Annotated in this window: 18 protein-coding genes; 4 read left to right on the plus strand and 14 right to left on the minus strand. The window is 59.7% G+C overall.

What is annotated here, in order from left to right:
* The first annotated feature begins 6 nt into the window (after nt 1-6).
* From AC3WWH_RS26080 to AC3WWH_RS26090, 3 genes are all read left to right on the plus strand, one after another.
* Nucleotides 7-1,644: an AMP-binding protein gene (locus AC3WWH_RS26080; protein ID WP_058324324.1), complete on the plus strand. Its 1,638-nt coding sequence runs from the start codon at nt 7-9 to the stop codon at nt 1,642-1,644.
* Nucleotides 1,645-1,772: 128 nt separating this feature from the next.
* Nucleotides 1,773-2,522: an electron transfer flavoprotein subunit beta/FixA family protein gene (locus tag AC3WWH_RS26085; protein ID WP_492377322.1), complete on the plus strand. Its 750-nt coding sequence runs from the start codon at nt 1,773-1,775 to the stop codon at nt 2,520-2,522.
* Between the two features lie 22 nt (nt 2,523-2,544).
* On the plus strand, nt 2,545-3,492 hold the full coding sequence (locus AC3WWH_RS26090; RefSeq protein WP_492377323.1) for an electron transfer flavoprotein subunit alpha/FixB family protein: 948 nt from the start codon (nt 2,545-2,547) through the stop codon (nt 3,490-3,492).
* A gap of 181 nt (nt 3,493-3,673) precedes the next feature.
* Here AC3WWH_RS26090 and AC3WWH_RS26095 read toward each other — a convergent pair whose 3' ends face one another.
* The 10 genes from AC3WWH_RS26095 to AC3WWH_RS26140 form a co-directional block, all read right to left on the minus strand.
* Nucleotides 3,674-5,491 (minus strand): hydantoinase B/oxoprolinase family protein, encoded by a 1,818-nt coding sequence (locus AC3WWH_RS26095; protein ID WP_058323384.1) that lies wholly within the window; start codon nt 5,489-5,491, stop codon nt 3,674-3,676.
* Between the two features lie 15 nt (nt 5,492-5,506).
* Nucleotides 5,507-7,567 carry a hydantoinase/oxoprolinase family protein gene (locus AC3WWH_RS26100; protein WP_113398888.1) on the minus strand — a complete coding sequence of 687 codons (2,061 nt, stop codon included), beginning with the start codon at nt 7,565-7,567 and terminating at the stop codon, nt 5,507-5,509.
* An 11-nt stretch (nt 7,568-7,578) separates the two neighbouring features.
* Nucleotides 7,579-8,556 (minus strand): ABC transporter permease, encoded by a 978-nt coding sequence (locus AC3WWH_RS26105; protein WP_492377324.1) that lies wholly within the window; start codon nt 8,554-8,556, stop codon nt 7,579-7,581.
* Nucleotides 8,553-9,563: an ABC transporter permease gene (locus tag AC3WWH_RS26110; protein WP_058323381.1), complete on the minus strand. Its 1,011-nt coding sequence runs from the start codon at nt 9,561-9,563 to the stop codon at nt 8,553-8,555. Before AC3WWH_RS26110 ends, AC3WWH_RS26105 begins: the two co-directional genes overlap by 4 nt.
* On the minus strand, nt 9,560-11,065 hold the full coding sequence (locus tag AC3WWH_RS26115) for a sugar ABC transporter ATP-binding protein (RefSeq protein WP_058323380.1): 1,506 nt from the start codon (nt 11,063-11,065) through the stop codon (nt 9,560-9,562). The genes AC3WWH_RS26110 and AC3WWH_RS26115 overlap by 4 nt, the downstream gene beginning before the upstream one ends.
* Before the next feature lie 44 nt (nt 11,066-11,109).
* Nucleotides 11,110-12,171 (minus strand): TMAO reductase system periplasmic protein TorT, encoded by a 1,062-nt coding sequence (gene torT / locus AC3WWH_RS26120; protein ID WP_058323379.1) that lies wholly within the window; start codon nt 12,169-12,171, stop codon nt 11,110-11,112.
* Nucleotides 12,172-12,633: 462 nt separating this feature from the next.
* On the minus strand, nt 12,634-13,659 hold the full coding sequence (locus AC3WWH_RS26125) for a histone deacetylase family protein (protein ID WP_058323378.1): 1,026 nt from the start codon (nt 13,657-13,659) through the stop codon (nt 12,634-12,636).
* Nucleotides 13,660-13,823: 164 nt separating this feature from the next.
* Nucleotides 13,824-14,906, minus strand: coding sequence for an ABC transporter ATP-binding protein (locus AC3WWH_RS26130; protein ID WP_058323377.1), 1,083 nt, complete (start codon nt 14,904-14,906; stop codon nt 13,824-13,826).
* Between the two features lie 26 nt (nt 14,907-14,932).
* Entirely contained in the window at nt 14,933-16,369 is a 1,437-nt protein-coding gene (locus AC3WWH_RS26135; protein ID WP_058323376.1) for an amidase, read from the minus strand.
* A 9-nt stretch (nt 16,370-16,378) separates the two neighbouring features.
* The gene (locus AC3WWH_RS26140) at nt 16,379-17,743 is read right to left on the minus strand and encodes an aminotransferase (RefSeq protein ID WP_082640963.1); all 1,365 of its coding nucleotides are present in this window, start codon (nt 17,741-17,743) and stop codon (nt 16,379-16,381) included.
* 194 nt (nt 17,744-17,937) lie between these two features.
* Between AC3WWH_RS26140 and AC3WWH_RS26145 the strand changes: the two genes are divergently transcribed.
* Nucleotides 17,938-18,615 (plus strand): GntR family transcriptional regulator, encoded by a 678-nt coding sequence (locus AC3WWH_RS26145; protein ID WP_058323375.1) that lies wholly within the window; start codon nt 17,938-17,940, stop codon nt 18,613-18,615.
* Nucleotides 18,616-18,630: 15 nt separating this feature from the next.
* Here AC3WWH_RS26145 and AC3WWH_RS26150 read toward each other — a convergent pair whose 3' ends face one another.
* The 4 genes from AC3WWH_RS26150 to AC3WWH_RS26165 are packed head-to-tail and all read right to left on the minus strand — an operon-like array spanning nt 18,631 to nt 22,525.
* Nucleotides 18,631-19,386 (minus strand): SDR family NAD(P)-dependent oxidoreductase, encoded by a 756-nt coding sequence (locus AC3WWH_RS26150; RefSeq protein WP_058323374.1) that lies wholly within the window; start codon nt 19,384-19,386, stop codon nt 18,631-18,633.
* A gap of 17 nt (nt 19,387-19,403) precedes the next feature.
* Nucleotides 19,404-20,204: an ABC transporter permease gene (locus AC3WWH_RS26155; RefSeq protein WP_058323373.1), complete on the minus strand. Its 801-nt coding sequence runs from the start codon at nt 20,202-20,204 to the stop codon at nt 19,404-19,406.
* A gap of 3 nt (nt 20,205-20,207) precedes the next feature.
* Complete coding sequence (locus tag AC3WWH_RS26160; protein WP_063891508.1) at nt 20,208-21,482, minus strand: ABC transporter permease; 1,275 nt, start codon at nt 21,480-21,482, stop codon at nt 20,208-20,210.
* On the minus strand, nt 21,479-22,525 hold the full coding sequence (locus AC3WWH_RS26165; RefSeq protein WP_058323372.1) for an ABC transporter substrate-binding protein: 1,047 nt from the start codon (nt 22,523-22,525) through the stop codon (nt 21,479-21,481). Before AC3WWH_RS26165 ends, AC3WWH_RS26160 begins: the two co-directional genes overlap by 4 nt.
* Nucleotides 22,526-22,536: the final 11 nt, after the last annotated feature.

A 22,536-nucleotide genomic window follows, 5' to 3' on the forward strand; every position in this document is an offset into this window, starting at 1 on the left:
GGCGCCATGTCAGCTCCATCACTCGAGAACCGCGTGCTGAGCCAGCAGTTGCTTGATGCGGCGGAAACACATTCGGACGCACCGTTTTTGACCTTCGGCGCGGTCACAACAACGTTTGGAGAGTTCGACCAGATAGCAACGCGTGTTGCCAGCGGCTTGATGACGACAAATCTTGCCCGTCATGGGAAGCTGGCGATCTTTGCCCGAAACTCGTTGGAGTTCGTCGCCTTCTGGTTCGGATGCGCGCGGATCGGGGCGCTCTATGTGCCAATCAATACCGACTACAAGGGCGCCATCCTGCAGCACCAGCTCACCCACGCGGAAGTCACCCATATCCTCATTGATCCGGAATTCCTGGACGCACTCGCAGATGTCATCGCCGATTTGCCGCTTCTGAAACACGTGATCGTGACAGGTTCGGCGGAACTACCAACGGTCGTCACCGCGCAAGCGACAGTCCACTTTTCATCGGACCTGATGTGTGAAAGCGCCCGCACCATTTCATTCATGCCCCGCTATTCCGATGGGCTCGCCATCAGCTTCACATCCGGGACGACGGGTCCATCAAAGGGCGTCCTGGTCGACAATGCCCATGTGGTTGCCTTTGCACTCGACTGGATGCGGTATCTAAACTTCCAGCCGCATGAGAGAATATATACCCCCCTGCCCTTGTTTCATGCGATCGGGGCCTGGCTGGGTGTCGTTCCCTCGCTCATCAACCGCAGCCATATCACGATATCGCCCCGGTTCTCCGCGTCCAACTACTGGAATGACGTGCGCGCGGCGAGAGCGGATGTGGCGCACGGCATATTTTCGATGATCCCGATCCTGATGAAACAACCGGAGCGCCCGGAAGACGCGTCGCAGCCGGCCCGGGCATTCTATGTCGGGAACCAGAACCCGGCGTTCGAAGAACGGTTTAAATGCCGGATTGTCGAGGTCTATGGGGCGACCGAAACCGGGATCGTTGCCGGCACGGACTACGGCGCAGAAAGAGTGCGACACTCCTGCGGGAAACCAAACGCGGAAACCTTCGAAGTCGCAGTGATGGATGAGCATGACCAGATTGTGCCGGCCGGTATCTCCGGCGAAATCGTGGTAAGGCCCAAGAGGTCATTCTCGATGCTGAGGGAGTACTATCGCAATCCTGAGGCAACCATCGCGACATTTCGGAACTTATGGTTCCACACCGGTGACAACGGACGTTTCGATACCGAGGGGAACCTGTTTTTCATCGACCGAAAGAAGGATACGATCCGCAAGCGCGGAGAAAACATCTCCTCATATGAGCTGGAATTCGCCGTGAACCAACATCCCGCCATCCTTGAATCGGCCGCGGTAGCGGTGACGTCTGAACTCGGAGAAGACGATGTGAAGATGGTCGTCGTGCTAAAAGAAGGCGCAACGCTTTCCGCTCCCGATTTCTGGCTGTTTTGTGAAGAGAAGCTCCCGCGGTTCTGGATACCCACTTTACTGGAGTTTCGAACCGAACTGCCGAAGACCGGAAATCACAAGGTTCAGAAATTCCTTCTGAAAAAATTCGCTGGCGCTAGCCTCTCCTATGTCCGCGATGCGCGAACGGGAGAGATTCGTACATTCGTACCTGCAGAGATGGCTGGCTCGTCGCAGACCGAGGCGCGCTAACCGGGTGTCGCCCTGATCAGTAGGTTTCATCAGGCCCAGGTCGTCGAAGTCCGCGCCGGATGGCGGCCGAGCGGACGATGGTAAAGTTTCAACAGTGAACTCAGTTCGCGCGTCAAGGAGACCAACGAATGAAAATACTTGTGACGGTGAAGCGGGTGGTTGACTACAACGTCAAGATCCGCGTGAAGGCAGACGGTTCGGGCGTCGAGCTCGCGAACGTGAAGATGTCGATGAACCCCTTCGACGAAATCTCGGTCGAAGAAGCGCTCAGGCTGAAGGAAGCCGGCAAGGCGGAGGAAGTCGTCGTCGTTTCCGTTGGTCCGGCCAAGGCCGAAGAGACGCTGCGCACGGCCCTTGCCATGGGTGCCGACCGCGCCATCCTGGTTGAGACCGAAGACCAGGTCGAGCCGCTCGCTGTGGCCAAGATCGTCAAGGGCGTTGCCGAAGCCGAACAGCCGGGCCTAATCATCGTCGGCAAGCAGGCGATCGACGACGATTCGAACCAGACCGGCCAGATGCTGTCGGCCCTGCTCGGCTGGGCCCAGGGCACCTTTGCCTCCAAGGTCGAGATCGGCGATGGCAAGGCAACCGTGACCCGCGAAGTCGACGGCGGTCTGCAGACCATCGACATCAAGCTGCCGGCAGTTGTCACCACCGACCTGCGCCTCAACGAGCCGCGCTACGCCTCGCTGCCGAACATCATGAAGGCGAAGAAGAAGCCGCTCGACAGACACACCCCTGCGGACTTCGGCGTCGACACCGCTGCCCGCCTCAAGGTGCTGAAGACCGAGGAGCCGTCGGGCCGCAAGGCCGGCATCAAGGTCAAGTCGGTCGCCGAGCTCGTCGAAAAGCTCAAGACCGAAGCCGGCGTGCTCTGATTTAAGGAAGGGAGATATCATCATGGCCATTCTTCTTCTGGCTGACCACGACAGCAACCACCTTTCCGACCAGACCGCCAAGGCGCTGACCGCCGCCTCCAAGATCGCCAGTGGGACTGGAGCCGACGTGCATGTGCTGGTCGCCGGTAGCGGCGCCAAGGCCGCAGCCGAACAGGCGGCCAAGCTTGCCGGCGTTGCCAAGGTGCTCGTCGCCGACGACGCCTCGCTTGCCAACAACCTCGCAGAGCCGCTGGCAGCCCTCATCGTATCGCTCGCCGGCAACTACGACACGATCGTCGCAGCCGCGACCTCGGTCGGCAAGAACGTCCTGCCGCGTGTCGCAGCGCTGCTCGACGTCGCCCAGGTCTCGGAAATCATCGAGGTCGTCTCGTCCGACACTTATCGGCGCCCGATCTATGCCGGCAACGCCATCCAGACGGTGCAGACGACCGAAGCCAAGCGCGTCATCACCGTGCGCACCGCCTCCTTCCCTCCCCAGCCTGACGGGGCCACCTCGGCTGCCGTTGAGATTGTCTCGACGGCAGCCACTTTTTCTACCCTGTCAGAGTTTCTCTCGGAGGATACGAGCAAAAACGACTGGCCGGAACTGACCTCGGCCAAAGTCATCATCTCCGGCGGCCGCGCGCTGGGCTCCTCGGAGAAGTTCCAGGAAGTCATTCTGCCTGTGGCCGATAAGCTCGGTGCTGCCGTCGGTGCCTCGCGCGCCGCCGTCGATGCCGGCTACGCGCCGAACGACTGGCAGGTCGGTCAGACCGGCAAGGTGGTCGCACCCGATCTTTACATCGCCTGCGGCATCTCCGGTGCGATCCAGCACCTCGCCGGCATGAAGGATTCGAAGGTCATCGTCGCGATCAACAAGGACGAAGAGGCGCCGATCTTCCAGGTCGCCGACTACGGCCTCGTTGCCGATCTCTTCGACGCCCTGCCGGAGTTGCAAAAAGCCCTGTAGACCGACCGGAACACCTCGCAGCCCGGATTGGCGGGCAGCGAGGCTTTGTCCTCGCATCGTTTGTCTGGGACCATAGCTGGAGTTGTAGACATCGTGGCGCCGCCGGCCAACTAGCCAATGGCATCGCGGATTTTCGGATCGGTCCGGCCGTCGGGACAGACTACTCAGAGAAGCCGCGACTTTATCTCACGAATGTACGCGCTCCTGAGAGTCTGAGGCGTTTAGTCTCCTGAACGTCGATTTCAAACAAAACATTCGCGCCCGTCGGCCGAACAGACACGGCATATACTTCCGCCGCTTTCTCCGGAGTAAGCCATCCGCGATTCACGCACTTGAGAACCCTTACCGGGTCGCGAAGAGTTGGATCTCCGTATCCCCCTCCTCCAGAGGCTTTAAAAGCGATCTTTGATCCGTCTTCAATAACAACTTCTGCAAAGGCTGGTAACCTCACCTCTTTACCGGAGTGATCAATTTTCCACGTCGCACTGGCGTCGCCGTCTAAGCCGCCAAGTACACCCTTTGGCGGAAAGGTTGTTCCATCAGCCGCGTAGACGATCGTCATGTCATGATCGAGCGGATAGAAGGTGCCGCCGACCGCAGGGGCACCTTCGAACTCCCCAAAACCCTGGCTGTCGGCTATGACACCGCGGCTCTCGATAACTATCGGGTACATTGACTCGTCCACCTCCACGGAATCGAGTTGGATCAGTCCTGCGTTAGCGGGCCCGCAATAGGTGAGCCAGCCATCGTACCCGCTGCGTGCGCCACCTCCGGCATAGCCGACAAATATCTGGTTGACGTAGGATCGCCCGCCCTTGAACGGATCGCGACCAGAGATGACCCCAATGCCTGCGGGAAGATGAGACCCTCCTTCCGCCTGTCCGTACGGCGCGCCCATCTCCGAGAACACGCAGTTGCCCGCCATCATGAGGCGGTCGTTGACGTTAGTCGTGGCTACCGACGTACCGACCTGCGGAGCGGGCTTCCCGACCACGCTCCCGTCCCGCAGGAGCACCTTGATCTGCGACTTAGCCCCCTCGTTATGGGGAATCGACTCGTCGAGATTGTTGAACACGCCTATGCGGCAGGAACCTGTTGCTGTGTTCTCCGACAGATTGAGGCCGCCGGGGACGTTATCGATGTTATCGCGGGCATCGACGACAATTTCCCCAGCCTGGGGATCGACTGTCACGGCGATTTTGACTGGGATTCCATCATCCGCCACTCCGGGAACGGGATCGTGCCTTGTTTCGTAGGTATAGGTTCCAGCCGGAAGCTTGGCGATCGCGGCCTTGGCGCAGCGGGCACCGTAGTCAAACCAGTCTTCTACGAAATCCATGACGACGTCTCTGCCGTACTTGCCGACCAGTTCCGCGATCCGCTTCTCTCCTGTCCGGCAAGCGCCAATCTGGGCACGCACATCCCCCAGCCATAGCTCCGGAACGCGGTTTCTCATGCTGCCGATCCGCAGGATGTCCGCCTTCTCCGTGTAATTCTCGGCCACACGTACACACGGGAAGTGGATGCCCTCGTCAAAGATAGTCTTTGCGAATGGTAAGTAGGTCGACGGTACGGGAGCGCCCGTGTCCGCGTGGTGTGATAGCGCGATCATCCAGAAGAGAGGCACGCCGTCATGAAAGACGGGCATACCAACGATTAGGTCGGCATGATGGGTACCGCCCGTGAATGGGCAATTGTTGAAGAAGATGTCGCCAGGCTTGATGTCGTCGAAAAATTCCGTGATCGGGCGCGTGGCGAGGTCCATGGACATGACGTGAATAGGAAGGGCGTCCTCTACGGAAACCAGGCGGTGGTCGTAAGTGAGGATGGCGCAGCTGAAGTCACGCGCGTTCTTGATGACCGCAGAACGGCTGGCGCGCATCACGACGAGCGTCATCTCGCGCACGATCGCTTCGAAACGGCTCTTGAGGACGGACATCAGGAAAGGGTCGACACGACGGTTCATCTGCTCCGCCTCGAACTTCGCAACTGTATTCATGTGATCCTCCTGCGGTCAGTCAACCGTGACGACGACATTTCCGTAGTCATCGATCGCTGCGTGATGGCTCTTCTTGAGAAAGGCGGTGAAGGTGTCCGCGTCGATGACGCACGGTCCGTCGACCGACGCTCCAGAGCCGAGGGACGAGAGCTTGTAGACCGGGATGTCCTCGCGCCGACCGAGCGAATGACTGTACACGCTCCGGATTCCCGCGCCCGCGACGGGTCCAACCTGAGGCGGAACCTTGTGGTTCAGCCAGACATCCTGTCCGTCACGTTTGCCGATCGACCTGAGCTTCCATCCCGTGAATTCAACGACGTCTCCGTCTGACCTGATGGAGTAGATGCGCTCGTGCATCCGGTGGAAATCCTCGATAAGGCGCTGAAGCTGGCTCGTCGTTATCGCTCCGTCCTTAGGCGTGAAGGGCACTTCGATCTCGAACGACTGGTACTCGTATCGCCCGAGGAAGGCGAACTCGAATCGCTGGTTCTCCCGCGACACCCCTGCTTCGGCAAGGAACTGTCGGCCCGCTTTGAGCAGTCCTCCAAGAGCGTCGGTGATACCTTCCGCGTCGAACGCCTCGCTGGAGGTAAGCAAGACGGCAGTGTCCTCTCGGCGGATGTCCGAGATAAGCCCACCGAACGCGCTCAGACCCGCCATGAACCTCGGGATCATATATCTCTTGAGGCCGAGGATGTCGGCCATTTCAGCGATATGTATCGCCGTCGCGCCACCGCCGCAGACGAAGAAGCTGTCTCGCGGGTTGATCCCCTCGCGCACGGTGATCTCTTCGATCGCGGCGACCATGTTATGATTGCTGGTGGTATAGATCGCGAAGGCTGCTTCCTCGATCGACAAGCCAAGAGGGGCAGCAACTCCTGCCAGCGCGCGCTCTGCTAGCTCCCGGCTCAACGTCATCTTGCCACCGAGGAAGTAGTCGGGGTCGATTATGCCCAGGACGACGTTGGCATCCGTCACCGTCGGCTTCGTGCCACCTCGCTGGTAGCAGGCAGGGCCTGGCCGCGCCCCGGCGCTGTGAGGACCCACGTGCAGCATGCCGCCCGCATCGACCGAGGCGATCGAGCCGCCGCCAGCTCCGACCGATCTCACGTCTACCTTGGGGATGCCGAGTGAGTCATCGTGGATCATGCTGTCGGGGGTGACGATGATCTGATGGCTTCGGAGAGCCGACACGTCGAAGGTCGTGCCGCCCATGTCGCCGACGATGATGTCCGGCTCGGACGATAGAGCCAGCGCCGCCATCGGTGCGAGTGTAGGCCCAGACATGACGCTGTAGATGGGCTTTCGGATCATCTCAGGTACGGGCATCATCCCGCCTACGCAATTTGCCAGAAGAAGCTCTCCCGCGAAGTGCGCCTCGTCCAATGCCATTTTGAGGCGCTCGATATAGGTGCGGACGATCGGATTGATCGACGCGTCGATCGCCGCGGCGATCACGCGCTTGTATTCCCGCGGCATCGGGTTGATCTCGTGGCTTAGGGTCACAGGGATCCCGGGCAGCTCTCGCTCGAGTATTTCCCGGGCCTTCAACTCATGCTGACTGTTTACGACGGACCAAAGAAGCCCGACAGCGACCGCTTCGACGCCCGATGCCCGGAAGTCGGCGGCGGCGCGGACTACGTCCTCCTCTACCAAGCTGGTGAGGATGCGGCCTCGAGCATCGATCCTCTCGGTCACCGTCCGGGTCAGATGTCGGGGTACGTAAGGCTCCGGGTAGTCCAGTTTCCACTGGAAGGCTCCTTTGCGCGGACCCTCGCGCAGCACCAGAATATCCTGGTGTCCGGCTGTCAGAACCAAACCTACCTTGACCGTCTTCTTCTCGACCAGAGCGTTCGTCGAGACGGTGGACCCATGGACGATAAGATCGATGTCCTTGAGGAAGGTATCCGGCGCGAGCCCATAGCCCTCCGCGGCCACGTTCAGGACATTGATGAAGCCCTTTTCAAACTCTCCCGGCGTGGTGGGCGACTTGAAGATCGAGATTTCGCCATTCTTGTCCGAGACAAGGCAATCAGTGAACGTCCCACCGATATCGATACAAACCTGATATCCCATAGCTTCCTCTGCTAATGTTTGCTTTGGCCACGGCTCGTGACCAGGGCAATGATGATGATCGCTCCAAGGCAGATTTGCTGCAGATAGCCGTCCACCTGGGTGAGGTTCATGCCGTTCGACAGCACGGTGACGAACAGTGCGCCGAGAAGCGCTGCTCCCACGCCCCCTTCGCCGCCCGAAAGCTTCACGCCTCCAACTACGGCCGCCGCGATAGATTCGAGTGTCAGGTTGCCTCCGAGGTTCGGTTCGCCGGAGCCGGTACGCGCCGTCAGCATCAGAGCGCCGAGACCGATGAGCGTTCCGCACAAGCAGTAGGCTGCCGCAACAATGGGCCCGCTCTTGATCCCGGCAGCCACACCGGCCTTTGGATTGGCACCGATGATGTAGAGGCTGCGCCCGAAACGGGTCCAGTTCATGAGCACGGATAGTGCCGCGAAGAGCAGTCCGGCGACGATCACCGGAACGGGTAGTCCCAAGACGGAGCCTTGAGCAAAGAACTCGCTGAACTGCACAGGGAAACCACTTACGGGAAAGCCGTCGCTCACTGTCGAGGCAAGCGAGAGTACAATGTTCGCGACTCCGAGCGTCGTCACAAGCGGGTTTATTCCGATGCCGGCGATCAGCACGCCGTTTGTCGCGCCGATCAAAGCAGCAACCGCCAAGCCGGCGAGTATTCCTGCCGCGATCCCCACAGACGGCTCACCCGCGGCAACCATAACCATCGCAGAGATAACGCTGACGAGCGATACCGTGAAGCCGAGCGAGAGATCGAACCCCCGGGTCACGATTACGACCGTCTGTGCCATCGCGAAGATGGCCAGGTAGCTGGTTTGAGTAACGATGTTGAAGATGTTCACTTGCGAGAACACGCGCGGCTCGACTACCGAGAAGCCTATGAACACGGCGAGGACCGCGGCGGGGAGCGTCCAGTTTCGCAGCTTCGTCATGTCGAAGGAACGTCTTGCGGCAAGAGCGAATTCGGCCATCATTTCCTCCTCGAGAGAGACCGCTCTATCCACAGAGCCGCGATCAGTATGAGTCCCAGCATCAGCGTCTGGAAGCGGCTGTCGACCTTGAGGAGGTTCATGGCATTGTTGGTCACGGTCAGGAAAAGGGCTGCTACCGCAACCAGCTCGGCCCGTCCGATGCCTCCCCTCAACGACACGCCTCCTATGACGGCAGCCGCGATCGTCTCGAGGGCGAGGGTAGCGCCGATCGTCCCCTGGCCGGAGCCAAGGCGCGCTGTCATCAGGTATCCGGTCGTCGCCGCTAAGCAACTCGCGATCACATAGGCCACCATCGTCGTTCGCACGATGGCGACGCCTGAGAGCCTGGCGGAGCGAAGATCGCTACCCACAGCGTAAAGATGCCTTCCAAATGCCGTTTGGCGCTGCAGGACGACGAGGCCGACAGTTACGGCTAGCGCGATCATGACTACGATGGGGATACCCCCGACCTGCCCTCGTCCGAGACCGTCGGAGAACTGCTGTATGACGCCATAGATCGGTATGCCCTGAGTGTAGTACAGGGTCGCTCCCGTGATCATGGAAGTTGTAGCAAGCGTGACCATGAAGGGCGAGAGCTTCAATACCGCCACGAGGAAGCCATTCACGAAACCCACCAGGCAGCCTACGAGAAGGCAGGCCGCCAGTGCTGCCAGCGAGAGCGCGATCGGCATGTCCGGGGCGATGGAGGATAGATACAACATCACGGTAGCAGTCAGCACCGAAGAGATCGCTACCATTGCTCCCACGGAAAGATCGAATCCGCCCGTCGTCATCACGACCATCTGGGCGAGTGCGGGAAGCAAAAGGAAGGAGAAGTTCCTGAGGAGGTTCAGGATGTTGAGGCGGTTTATGAACCTTGGTTCCAGAAGGCATGTCCCCACCGCCGCGATAACGAGGAACGTAAGGACAATACCCCCCTGGGCGATGAATTTCTCGCGCCTGCTTCGACCGGGTCCGGCCGACACGCCTGAGACGGCTATGCTTGTCACTGCAGTCTCCTTTCCTCTGCCGGATTCCCGAAATAGTGGGAGAGGACGGCAGCTTCGGTCTTTTCGTCTCCGTTAAGCTCCGCAACTACCGAGCTTTGATGCATCACGTAGATTCTCGACGACAGGTTGATGAGTTCAGGGAGTTCCGACGTCGACAGGATGACACAGGCTCCTCGTTCGACCAGACGCTTGATAAGTTGATACACATCCGACTTGGCTCCGACGTCGATGCCGACCGTCGGTTCGTCGAACACGTAGACCTCGTAGTCCCTAATCAGCCCCCGTGCGAGCATGGCCTTCTGCTGATTGCCCCCGGAGAATGACGACACGGGGCTCTCGGGAGAGAGAGGCCGGAGCCTGAGTTCCTGCAGAGGCTCGCGAACGACGCGCCGCTCCCGCAGGACGTCCAGGAAGGGACCAGCCTTCAACGATCGCAAATCCAAGGAACTCATCGTCACGTTTTCCCGTACCGGGCGGGAGAGCGCGAGTCCCTCCGCGCCCCTATCGGGCGGAAAGTAACAAAGACCCCGCTCGAGCATCGAATGCGGGTGCGGTCTAGCGACCGTCTCGCCGAAAAGCTCCACGGTTCCCTGCTTTATGGAGGTCAGGCCGAAGATCGCGCGGCAGAGTTCGCTTCGCCCGCAGCCTACCAGACCCGCAAGGCCAACCACCTCGCCCGCTTTCGCGACAAGCGAGGCTTCTCGCACCGCGCCATCAACGGTCGACAATCCCCTGACCTGGACCGCGACTTTACCCGGGACATAGCTGATTTCGGGGAAGAGCTGCCCCATCGGGCGGCCGACCATCATCTCGATCAGCCCCTCGTCTGAAACCTCTGCGGTGTTGATCGTTCCGATCTTGCGCCCGCCACGCAGAACAGTGACCCGATCAGACAGATTGCGAATTTCGGACATACGGTGTGATACGTAGACAATTCCGACGCCCGCACGCTTTAGCTGGGCGATGGCGTCGAACAACTTTTCAGCCTCTCCGTCAGTAAGAGACGCCGTCGGCTCGTCCAATATCAACACCCTCGGATCGGTCCTTAGGGCCTTTGCTATCTCTACCATTTGCTTCTGCGCGCGTGTGAGGTGCGAGACCTGCTGATCGAGATCGATATCAAAGGCTAGCCGCTTCAGCAGTTGCTCGGCCTCCTTTCGCATTCCCCTGCGGTCCAGGAAGAACCCTCGGCGCTTCTCGCGACCGAGAAACAGACTCTCGAGGACGGTCAGGTCGGGAGGCAGACTGAATTCCTGGAACACGGCCGCCACCCCGAGTGCGCTGGCCAGGGACGGAGACATGGAGGTATGGCTCCTTCCCTGGACTTCGATCGAGCCTGTCGTGGGGGAGAATGTGCCGACCAGGAGATTGATCAGCGTAGACTTGCCTGCACCGTTCTCGCCGAGAAGCGCGTGGACTTCGCCGCTTCGAAGATCGAAGTCGACTGCCTCCAGCGCGATCGCGCCTTCGAAACGCTTTCCGAGATTCTGACCTACCAACATCTGCTTCTCCGTAGATGCACCATCGACCGCATTCGCTGCGGTTGTCACTTCACGGAGAATTCAGGCTTGGTCCCTTCGGGGGCGAATATCTGGGTCGTATCGAAGGTGGCGATGTTGTCCTTCGTCACGATGCCAGGCGCAACGAGAAGCACCTTTTCGTACGGCTTCTTTTCGAGAGCACGGACAGCCAGGTCAACGCTAATCCGTCCCATCATGACGGGGAATTCAGAAGCAAATCCCACGACCTTTCCTTCGGCGACCGCTTTGAGCATGGTCTGGTTCTCATATGAAGCCATGATCGTCGCATCTTCCAAGCCCGCATCTGCGACTGCTCCGATTGCCGCTTCAGCTGTAGGAGCCCCGCCCCAGATTACGTTCATGTCAGGATAGGTCTGCAGCGCGTCCTCGACGAGTCTGAGCTGGGCGGGCACGCTGGCCTCGCCGTATTGCTCGGCCAGCAGCGTGATGTTTCCGGTCTTCAAGGCGTCGCGGAAACCGGACATATAACTCTCGGCCCATCCGCTGCCTTGCGGCCCAGGGAAGCCCACGGCGGCCCCCTTCTTGTCCCCCAGGTACTTCTTGAGGAACTCGCCTGTCTGAAGCCCCTTCTGATAGGTATCCGGGGTGATACGGGCAGTAATAGGAGTTTCAAGGATCGGGTTCGCCACGGCGATATTAACAACGCCCTTCTTCATCCCCTCGTTAATCTTCGAGGCAAGCCCTGCTTCGGAAATCGGAGCGATGAGGATCGCGTCGGCACCCGCCGCTAAGCAATCGTCGTACTGCGCGATCTGCTTTGGGAGCGCCGTGTAACCCCCAGCTTGGAAGGCGCTCACCTTCACCCCAAGGCGTTTCGCTTCTTCGATCAAGCCGTAGTTTACAGAGACCCAGTAGCTGTCTTGCATGTGGGGATAGAGGACGCAGATGTTCCAGGGCTTTTCCGCCTTCTGAAGCGGCGTATATTCGATCTGCTCGACCTTCTTTAGGTCGCCATCCTTTGCAGCTGCGATCTTAAACGGCCACCAGTCTTTGGCATGACTTGGCTGGGCAGAAAGAACGAGTGCGATGACCGTTACGACCGATGAGATGCGTGACAACGTCTGCATGATTTGCTCCCGATTTAGATGTGGTTCCCATGAGCCTTCTGGCTTCTTTTGATTAGCTTATATCTTATAAGTTATTTATCAAGGAGTTTTTTCGCCTAAAGCTTAGGCGTCGGAAACTCTTCCAAATCCTTGCAAGGCAGGAGTAATGGCGTATCTCAGGGTCACCATGATGACCCTGGCTTTGGGAGAGTCGGAGCTCGCAGACAGCATTTCCGACTAACGCAGTGGTAATGAAAGGACGGTTCCGGCGGATCGCGATCAAGCCAGGCGCAATCGCGCAATCGGCTATGCGGTAAGCCAACCTGTTGACGTTGATGTGGGTGAGATCATCGTTTGTCCCCGCGAGCCCCTTTTGGTCGCGGACGCGATTGAATAGCCAAGTTCGACGCCGACTTGCCGATCACGCGCGGCACTGTCGCGTTCCTCTTGGAGTAAGACGTATGGACGGGCAGACGTCTTTCTTCACCGTGCAATACCTAAACCAGAAAGGAACCGCCGCGCGACTGTCTCGAGCGTTCCGAGATCGTATCCGCCTTCCTGTACGAGAAGGAGAGGAACCTCAATGGAACCCAACATGGTACCAATCGTCTCGTATGCCTTCTCGGTCACCCGTAACCCGTTGGCTGGATCGGTGGCGAGAGCGTCGAATCCTAACGAGACGAAGATAGCGACCGGATCGTGCTTCAGGGCTGCAAATAAGCATGTTCTGAACCCTTCTACGAACTCAACATCCGCAGCGCCCTCTCGCATCGGCCAGTTGAGCGTGGACCCCGTTGCCCCAGGACCGCCAACCTCATCGCGGTATCCCGTGAAGTGAGGGTAGTATCCCTTAGGGCTGCGGTGGACGGAGGAGAAGAAGACTCGATCATCGTTCCAGAAAATGTCCTGGGTTCCATTGCCGTGGTGTACATCGATATCAATTATCGCCACCCGTTCCGCTTCTCCGGCGAACCACTTCGCGGCAATAGCAACGTTGTTCAAGTAAGTTGCTCCTCCACCGAAATCGCGTCCGGCATGGTGACCTGACGGACGGCAGAGGGCATAAACCTGCCGTTCACCGTTTTTAACGAGCTCAGCTGCCGGGAGCGCCGCCTGCGCCGCCCAGTAGGCAGCAAGCCAAGTACCTTCGTTCACGGGAGTGATCTGATCCCGCAGATGAAAGCCCGCCTTGGCGATTACGCTCCAGTCATCGCGGCAAGCCGGGCGTCTGGTCTCGAACACGGCAGGAATCACCCGCGCGGGCAGACCAGAGCTTTTCCATTCCTGGTACGCGGTGGCCAGAAAGTCGAGGTAAGCGGCCGAGTGAACCGTAGCTAGCGGAGCGCGGCCGTGGTCCGTGGCGTCCACGATTTCAAGGGACGCGCTCTTGACCGCACGCAGCAGGGCGTCCAGTCTTTCCGGGACATCACGGCTGGAACGCGCCACGCCATTCTCGACCACATTGCCTGGAAAGTGTGCCCGATGATGGGTCGAACAGACAACCTTCATCTCAGGCCGCCGAAGGAAGCCGCCTCGTACACCTCGGCGACCGCCCAGATGCGTTTGTCCCGCCGTGCCTCGATCCAAGTCCTTGAGTCGAAAGCCTGGTCCGGGGGCAGCTCGGGGTCAGCTTGAGGTCTCGGGAGCTAGCCATGATATTTGCTCCCTGAAATTCAAGCCGGGATCAGGACTGCGTCACTGCTGTCCCACCCGAGGGACAGCACCTGAGACGGCTTAATGTCGATGTTCGTGCCGGCGTTGGGGACCTTCGCCACCAGTGTGGAGGTCGCGTCGAGCCTGACATGCACGCGCTTGTGGTCCCCGAGATAGATCACCTCCTCGACGGTTCCGCCACAGGAATTGGTGCATGCGTCTGCGGAGCCAATTCTCAAGCGCTCCGGGCGCACCGAGACGATGACCCGCTGGCGCTCCCTAAAGGGCTCGCTGCTGCGAACGACCATGCTGTGACCGGTCTCTGTCTGCACCGCGTATTCATCGCCGTTATGCCCGGAAATGTGCCCGGCCAGACGGTTATTCTCCCCGATAAAGCCTGCCACAAAAGCTGTAGCGGGCCGCTCGTACAACTCGGCTGGATGAGCTAGTTGTTCGATCTTTCCCGCATTGAACACTGCGACGCGGTCGGACATCGTCAGCGCCTCCGACTGGTCGTGGGTCACGTAGACGATAGTGATGCCGAGGCGCTCGTGCAGGTGCTTGATCTCCAGCTGGAGATGCTCGCGCAGGTTCTTATCCAGAGCCCCCAACGGCTCGTCCATAAGCACGACATCGGGCTCGAAAACGATAGCGCGCGCCAGGGCAATACGCTGCTGTTGCCCGCCGGAAAGTTGTGCAGGCTTGCGATCGGCGAAGGCTCCCATCTGGACAACATCGAGGACTTTGCGAACACGGTTTTCGCGCTCGGCCTTGGCGGCCTTGCGAACGCGGAGCGGGTAATCCAGGTTCTCCGCGACGGTCATATGCGGGAAGAGCGCGTAGTTCTGGAACACCATTCCGATGTTGCGGCGATGAGGCGGCACTGAATCCAGTGAGCGCCCCGCAATGCGGATATGGCCTCCGCTTGGTGCCTCAAAGCCCGCGAGCATCATCAGGCTTGTCGTCTTGCCGGAGCCGGAAGGCCCCAACATCGTCAGGAACTCGCCTTGCGAGATCGAGAGGCTGAGGTCGTCAACGACGAGATTGCGACCGTCGTAGCTCTTGTCGACATTGATGAATTCTACGTAGTTGGATGATGACATAACGGTTCCCCTTTTTCGTGATGCGTTTATGCCGCTGCGTGAACCGGAGGTCGTCTGCCTGTCCAGGGACGCGCTTCCTCAAGTTGGGCCGCAAGCTGGAAAAGCGTCCCTTCATCGTTGAAGCGGCCCGTGAACTGCGTGCCGATTGGAAGCCCGCTGCTAGTCCAGTAGACAGGCACGCTCATGGACGGCAGGCCAGCCATGTTCGCGAAAGTGGTGAAAGCCAGGAACTGGAGGAACCGCTCCATGACTTCCTCGCCGCCATGGATATCAGCGTCGAAGTGACCGAGCAAAGGTGGTGGTGATCCGAGGGTGGGTGTGAGCCAGAGATCGAAGTCGCCGAGGAACGTCGCGATAATCCGGCCTACGCCATGGAACCAGTTGAGGTCTACCAGATAGTCGGCTGCCGTTACCCCCGCGCCCACGCCGTAAAGATACTTATTGAAGGGCTCAACGCCGGAGGCAAGGCTTTCCGGGGTGACGTTCCTGCTGCGTGCGAGAGCCGTGATGGCTCTCGTGGCAGTCATTGCCCAGAACCGCTTGTAGTAGGTTCGATAAGTCTCCGCATCCAGTTGCGGGCTGGCCTCAACGACCTCATGGCCCAGGCTTTCACAGAGCTTGGCCGTCTCGAATGTCGCATTGACGCATTCGGGATCGACATGGGTGCCGAGCAAGGATGTGGTGCTGAACGCGATCCGGAGCCTTCCCGGTCTTGACTTCGCGGCCTCGGCATAGCCCCGCTCCGGAGGGGGTGCGGTATACGGGTCTCCAGCCATCGCTCCGCGAGTTGCATCGAGCAGCGCCGCACTGTCCCGCACCGTCATCGAGAGGACGTGTTCGTTGACGATCCCGCCCGTGCTGTCACCAAGGTCCGGGCCAAGAGTGATCCTGCCCCGCGACGGCTTCAGGCCAAACACGCCGCAACACGACGCCGGGATTCGGATCGACCCTGCACCGTCGCCGCCATGCGCGGCGGGAACAATACCCGCCGCGACGGCGGCTCCAGCGCCGCCGCTCGAACCTCCGCTTGATCGCGAGGTATCCCACGGATTGCGGGTCGGCCCAAAGAGCTTGGGTTCCGTAGTCCCCAGGGTGCCGAACTCACAAAGGTTGGTTTTCCCGAACGTGCTAAGGCCGGCCTTTCGGTATCTTCGCATCAGCTGGCTGTCGTGGTCCGGCACGAAGTCCTTCGTGATCTCCGAAGCACCCGTCGTGGGCACCCCGGCCATGTGGCAGTACAGGTCCTTGACGAGAAACGGCGCTCCGGAGAAGACGCTGTCCTTATTTGCTGCCCGCGCTTCCCGGCGGGCCTCGTCATGAAGCGGCCTGATGATCGCGTTCACCTGGGGGTTCGTCTTTTCCGCCCGCCGTATGGCCGCTTCGAGCAACTCCTCCGCGACCACCTGCCCCGCCTTAACAAGCGCGGCCTGCGCGGTAAGATCGAGTTCTGTGAGTTCATCCATGGCTCGCGCTCACTTCTGGATTTCGGCCGCAGCGTCGTCGAGTGCTGCGGCGATGCCGCTAACAAGCTCGTCGATCTGAGACTTCGTCATGATGAAGGGCGGACAAATGGAGATCACATCGCCCATATTGCGGATCATGACCCCGTGGGCGCGGCAGCGCCGTTCGACAAACACTCCCACCTTGAGAGCCGGATCGAATGGCGTTCTCGTTGCCTTATCGGCAACGAGCTCAATCCCCGCGAGGAAGCCCGCTCCCCGTATTTCGCCTACCAATGGGTGTTTTGCGATTGACGCCTCGAGCTTGTCGAAAAGGTGATTTCCGAGCTCCCGCGCACGGCCAGGGACATCCATCTCCCGGTAAGTGCGGAGAACCTCGGCGGCCACGGCCGCTGTTACAGGATGACCAGAATAGGTGAAGCCGTGACCGAAGACTCCGATGCGGTCCGCCTCGTCGGCGATCGTTTGGTACACGTGGTCCCCGATCACCGCAGCGGCGATCGGGACGTAGCCCGACGACAGGCCCTTCGCGATCGACATCATGTCCGGCACAAAGCCGAAAGTCTCGCATCCGAACCAATTGCCGCTACGTCCGAAGCCACAAACTACCTCGTCGGAAAGGAGGAGAATGTCGTGGCGCGTGAGAATTTCCCGGACGCGCGGGAAGTATCCGGCGGGAGGCGTAACAACCCCGCCTGCCCCCATGATCGGCTCGGCGATCATCGCAGCGATCCTATCGGGCCCCTCTGCCGCGATCAGATTTTCCAGGTCGACGATGAGGCGACCGCAGTAGGCTTCCTCGGATTCACCCGGCAAGCCGTATTTGTAGAAGTGGGGCTTCTGCGCATAGAGGACGTTGAGGCCAGGCAGATTGAAGCTCTCATGCATGTGCGGCAGGCCGCCCAGAGCTGCTCCCATAACCGTGCTGCCGTGAAATGCGCCCTTTCGGCTGATGATCTTCCGCTTCGATGGCTTGCCGCGCGCGATGTTGTAATACCAGGCGAGCTTGACCATCGTGTCGTTCGCCTCGGAACCGGAGTTGACCAGGAACACCCTGCTTCCCGGGATTGGCGACAGCTCGGCCACCTGTTCCACAGCGTCAACACAGGGATCATTGGAGCGATGATTGAAGGTGTGATAAGTAGCAAGCGTCTTCATCTGCGCGGCCGCTACCTCTGCCAGGCGCTCGTTTTCGAAGCCGAGCGAAGCGCACCACAGACCTCCCATTCCCTCAATGTAGCGGTTACCGAGCTCGTCAATAACGTAGCAGCCGTCCCCCTTCGTGATCATCAGCGGACCGTCAAGATCGTGACGACGCGGATTGGTCTGGGAATGGAAATGGTACGCCATGTCGCGTGCTCTAAGCGAGTTCAGCAAAGCAATGCCCTCCGAATTTGTCTTGGTAATTTATAAGTTATAAGTTATCAGAGGAGGGTTGCAAGCGATTTGGCGAGGGCTCGGTAACTTTTTTATCGCACCGCCCAATCCGCATGGTTATTATAAGATATAAGTGGGTTGGCAGCTCCGAATGTTTCCGGTAAATCTGCAACCGACGATGAGGAGTTATCTGAATGAACACCATGGAGATGCAGCCGGGGGAAATCGGCAGCCTATCCGCGCGCATTTACAACAAGGTGCGCGAAGGCTTGATCGTGGGGAACTTCGCTCCCGGCGAGAGGCTGCTGATGCAGGACCTTGCAGAGCAGCTGGGAACCAGCGTTACCCCGGTTCGCGAGGCCTGCCTCAGGCTTGTCAGCGAGCAGGCGCTGGAACTCCGCTCCGGCAGATTCGTTACCGTACCGGAACTCAGCCGCGACCGGTATGTCCAGATCAAGCTCATCAGGATGGCGCTTGAAGGACTAGCTGCCGAGCTTGCGGTGGACAACGTTGGGGAAGAGGACACGAAGCAACTCGAGACCTTCCATTCGACCTTCGTTGCCGGTGAGAAAGCAGGAGACTTCGAAGCGGCCCGGACCGCCAACAGGTCCTTCCACTTCGGCGTTTACCGTCTCTCGAAGATGCCGATGCTTATCGGGCAGATCGAGAGCATGTGGGTCTCCATGGGACCGATCCTGAATGTCTACTACAGGGAAATCCCGCACGAGTACGTGGGCGCTGAAGAGCACGAGCACTTGATGGAAGCTTTGAGGACCGGGAACAAAAAGAAGGCCCGTGCTGCGATCGAAAACGATATCAACCGCGCGGCGACGAGCCTCCTCAGATATTTCGACGAGCGGAAGCTGGCATAGCTCCCACCCTCCTTCTTATAAGCCGTTGGACACTTCTGCTACCCGAGGCGTCCGCAAGCCTGCCGTCTCACCACCGTCTACGGTGATCACGGTCCCATTGACGTAGGTAGATTGTTCGGAAAGCAGCCATGCCACCACGTCCGCGACCTCCTCGGGGGTTCCGAAGCGGTTTGCGGGTATACGGAGTTCCAACTGCTTTTTCCTGAGCGGATCGGCCATGATCTTGTTCATCATTCGTGTCGCGATCTGCCCGGGGCATACGGCGTTGAAGCGAACCTCCTCCCCGAACTCGAGAGCCAGCGCTTCCGTCATCCCGATGACGGCAGCCTTGGAAGCGCAGTAGACGGCGAGACCTTCCTCTCCTGTCTTTCCGGCAATGCTGGCAATGTTGACGACCGAGCCACGTCCTTTCCGTAGTCCTTCGAGAGCGTGGCGCGTGAAGAGGAATGCGCTACGAGCGTTTACGGCGAGAACTTCGTCCCAGTCGACCTGAGTGGCATCCGCGAACGAGATGCGTTTCGACATCCCGGCATTGTTGACCAACCCCGTGAGACGCCCCTCACTTAGTTCCAGAGCGCGCTCCACAACCAGCTTGCAATCGCTCTCCTGGCTGACGTCACCCGACATGAAGGTAATGTTAGGGTTGGCCGCTGCCAGTTCCGCACCGGCAGCGACATCCCTACCTGTCGCGACTACCTGTTTTCCGGCAGCCGCCAACGTCTCGACGCAGGCGCGCCCGATACCATGCGTGGCACCTGTCACTATAATCATCTTTGACTTACTCCGGGCTATCTCGCCGTGGCCTTATTGGCCGCCGCGCGTGTCTGCACAAGGGCTCCGCAGCCCATTAGGACGACTGAAATGATGACGAGCAGGGTCGACATGGCAAGGATCGACGGATCGATGTTGTCCCTGAGACCGTCGAACATCTGGCGAGGCAATGTTCGCTGACCCGGCCCGCTGATGAAGAGTGCCACGACGACCTCGTCGAAGGAGAAGACGAAGGCGAAAAGCGCGCCGGAAACCACGCCGGGAGCGATCAGTGGCAGCGTTACGGTCCGGAAGGCGTGGAACGGCGATGCCCCGAGGCTCGCAGCAGCGCGGACAAGGTTCATGTCGAAGTTCTTGAGGGTAGCCGTTACCGTAATCACAACGAATGGAACCGCAAGGACCGCGTGGGCGAGAACCAGCCCGAGGAAGGAGGCCACGAGACCGAGCTTCGCAAAGAAAAAGTACATGCCCACCCCGCTGATCACGACGGGGACGATCATCGGCGAGATGACGACGGCGAGGATTGCCGACCGGGCTGGAAGATGACCCCTTGAAAGACCGAGGGCTGCCACCGTGCCGAGGATGCTGGCGACGACGGTTGCGCCCACCCCGATAATCAGGCTGTTCAGCAGCGCCGACATCCACGGGTGCGGCTGAAGTATCTTGTAATACCACTGCAGGGAAAAGCCGGGCAGCGGATACGAGAGGAAGTTGGCCGAACTGAAGGAGATCGGAATGATGGCGAGACTCGGGCCGATCAGGAACACCATCGCCAGAATAGAGAATGCGACCTGCACCCGTCTGATACTCAATGGCATAGCTCACTCCATCCCGACTATGCGGCCGATCCCGACGATCCTGCCGACGATGATGTAAATTCCCAGGATGCAGCCTAGAAGCAAGACGCCAAGCGCGGCCGACATGCCCCAGTTGATCGTCGTATTCGCATAAAAGGCGACGAAGTAGCTGAGCATCTGATCTGACGCGCCACCGACGAGGGTCGGCGTGACGTAGTATCCGGCGGCGATAATGAAGGTCAGGAGACATCCTGCTCCGATGCCAGGCAGGGTCAACGGAAGATAGACCCTGACGAATGTTGTCAGCGGCCCCGCTCCCAGAGACGACGAAGCCCGGACATAGGACGGCGAGATGCCCTTCATCACGCTGATCAACGGCAGAACCATGAACGGCAGCAGGATGTGCACCATCGCGATGTAGAGCCCCGTCCTGTTGAACACGAGTTCGAGTGGCGCGCTGGTCAGGCCCAGAGTCTGCAGCGCGCGGTTCACGATGCCTTCCTTCTGGAGGATCACGATCCAGGCGCTTGTCCGAACAAGGAGGGAAGTCCAGAACGGCAGGAGCACGCAGGCCAGCATGATCGCCGAGAAACGCCCTCCAACGGAAACGACCGCGTTCGCGATCGGGTATGCGAGAAGCACGCAAATGATCGTGACTAAGGCGCTGATGGTTAGCGTACGTGTGAGCGTCGAGAGGAACAACCGCTCTTCCGGGGGAGCGAGCTTCACCCCTCCGTCGTCTCCCGGGCGCAGATCGACCGCAGACAGCAGGTAGAAGGCCGTGAGTGCCGAACCGTTGCGCTGGATCACCCTCCAGTACGCGGGATCGTTCCATTGCTCGTCAATGTCGACGAGTTGCTGCTGGGCCGACTGTATCGGTGCGTTGCGCACGTTGCGGATGGTCTTGGCCAGCAGACTCCGGAACCCCGTGATCTCGTAATTCAGTCGACGTCCAGCTTCCGCGAGCACATTAGGCTCGACGTCGGATTTGATGTCCGAAACGAGGGCCTCGTAAGCGGCCGCAGGCGGAGAGGCTGAGCCGTCCCACGACCGTAGAGCTTCGAGAGTGCGAGGCAGGGCGTTCCTGACCTCGGGATTGTTGACTGCGTAGAATAGCATCGTTCCAAGCGGTAATACGAATGCGAACACGATGAAGGCGACGAGCGGCCCGATCAGCGCGATCGAGATTACGGTCTGCCTTCTCCGGTCGGCGCGGAAACCAGCCGCGAGCGCGGAAGCGCGCCCCGGCTGGGCGGCGGCAGTCCCGGAGGACTGCCGCACTACGATGTCGGCCGTCATTGAGCTCGCCATGTCGCGAACCTCGCCTCGAGTGCCTCGCCGTTATCGGCCCAGAACTCGCTGTTGAGGCCGACCGCGGATTGGAGGTTCGCCTCAGTCGTCGGGAGGTCCCTCGCTAGCTCGGGATTGACGCGCTGGATGGCCTTCTTGTTGGTTACGCCATACGCGATGTATTGCGGAAAGGCCGATTGCGCGGCATCGGAAGCTGCGAACGCAATGAACCTCTCCGCGTTCTCGCGGTTGGCGGAGCCCTTCACAATGCCCCAATAGTCTATGCCGTAGACTTGGCCGTCCCAGATGAGGGCGAAGTTCTTGCCTGTCGCATTGGCGGCGGACACGCGACCGTTGAAGGTTGCCGTGGCGACGACATCGCCTGCCGCCAGCCGCTCAAGGGACTCCGCCCCAGACGTCCACCAGATAGTGTTGGGCTTGATCTGGTCGAGCTTAGCAAAGGCACGGTCCTGCCCCGCCTTCGTGGAAAGTACTTTGTAAACCTCAGCGGGCGGAACGCCATCGGCGAGAAGCGCGATCTCAAGGGTCATCTTCGCCGTCTGCCGGAATCCGCGTTTCCCAGGCCACTTCTTCAAGTCCCAGAAGTCGGCCCAGTTCTTTGGTCCGTCCGACAACTTGGTCTTGTCGTAACTCGGGACCATCGACCAGACGAACGCCCCGACACCGCAGTCGCTGTATGCCTCGGGAATGAAGTCTTTCTTCTTGCCGATCTTGCTCCAGTCGAGCTCTTCGAAGAGACCCTCCGCGCAACCCGAGAGAAGCGTGTTCTGCTCGACCTGCATGACGTCCCAGGAGACGCTGCCGCTCGACACCATGGCGCGGACCTTAGCCATCTGGCCCGAGTAGGAATCTTCGGTGACGGCTACGCCCGAGGATGTCGCGAAGGGTTCGAAAAAAGCCTTCCGCTCGGCGTCCTGAAGCACACCGCCCGCCCCGACGACCGTCAGCTTGCCTGAATCAGCCAATGAGGTGGAAGTCACGCCGAGGCTAGCGAGCAGCAATAGCCCGCCGAAAAGGTTGCGATATGACATAAAGTTCCTCC

The organism is Ensifer sp. EB106-03-01-XG145, from assembly GCF_058792075.1.

Excerpts from the sequence above, each read along its gene's own strand:
- AC3WWH_RS26080 (WP_058324324.1), top strand. The coding sequence starts at position 7 with ATGTCAGCTCCATCACTCGAGAACCGCGTGCTGAGCCAGCAGTTGCTT.
- AC3WWH_RS26085 (WP_492377322.1), top strand. The coding sequence starts at position 1,773 with ATGAAAATACTTGTGACGGTGAAGCGGGTGGTTGACTACAACGTCAAG.
- AC3WWH_RS26090 (WP_492377323.1), top strand. The coding sequence starts at position 2,545 with ATGGCCATTCTTCTTCTGGCTGACCACGACAGCAACCACCTTTCCGAC.
- AC3WWH_RS26095 (WP_058323384.1), bottom strand. The coding sequence starts at position 5,491 with ATGAATACAGTTGCGAAGTTCGAGGCGGAGCAGATGAACCGTCGTGTC.
- AC3WWH_RS26100 (WP_113398888.1), bottom strand. The coding sequence starts at position 7,567 with ATGGGATATCAGGTTTGTATCGATATCGGTGGGACGTTCACTGATTGC.
- AC3WWH_RS26105 (WP_492377324.1), bottom strand. The coding sequence starts at position 8,556 with ATGATGGCCGAATTCGCTCTTGCCGCAAGACGTTCCTTCGACATGACG.
- AC3WWH_RS26115 (WP_058323380.1), bottom strand. The coding sequence starts at position 11,065 with ATGTTGGTAGGTCAGAATCTCGGAAAGCGTTTCGAAGGCGCGATCGCG.
- torT (WP_058323379.1), bottom strand. The coding sequence starts at position 12,171 with ATGCAGACGTTGTCACGCATCTCATCGGTCGTAACGGTCATCGCACTC.
- AC3WWH_RS26125 (WP_058323378.1), bottom strand. The coding sequence starts at position 13,659 with ATGAAGGTTGTCTGTTCGACCCATCATCGGGCACACTTTCCAGGCAAT.
- AC3WWH_RS26130 (WP_058323377.1), bottom strand. The coding sequence starts at position 14,906 with ATGTCATCATCCAACTACGTAGAATTCATCAATGTCGACAAGAGCTAC.
- AC3WWH_RS26135 (WP_058323376.1), bottom strand. The coding sequence starts at position 16,369 with ATGGATGAACTCACAGAACTCGATCTTACCGCGCAGGCCGCGCTTGTT.
- AC3WWH_RS26145 (WP_058323375.1), top strand. The coding sequence starts at position 17,938 with ATGAACACCATGGAGATGCAGCCGGGGGAAATCGGCAGCCTATCCGCG.
- AC3WWH_RS26150 (WP_058323374.1), bottom strand. The coding sequence starts at position 19,386 with ATGATTATAGTGACAGGTGCCACGCATGGTATCGGGCGCGCCTGCGTC.
- AC3WWH_RS26155 (WP_058323373.1), bottom strand. The coding sequence starts at position 20,204 with ATGCCATTGAGTATCAGACGGGTGCAGGTCGCATTCTCTATTCTGGCG.
- AC3WWH_RS26160 (WP_063891508.1), bottom strand. The coding sequence starts at position 21,482 with ATGACGGCCGACATCGTAGTGCGGCAGTCCTCCGGGACTGCCGCCGCC.
- AC3WWH_RS26165 (WP_058323372.1), bottom strand. The coding sequence starts at position 22,525 with ATGTCATATCGCAACCTTTTCGGCGGGCTATTGCTGCTCGCTAGCCTC.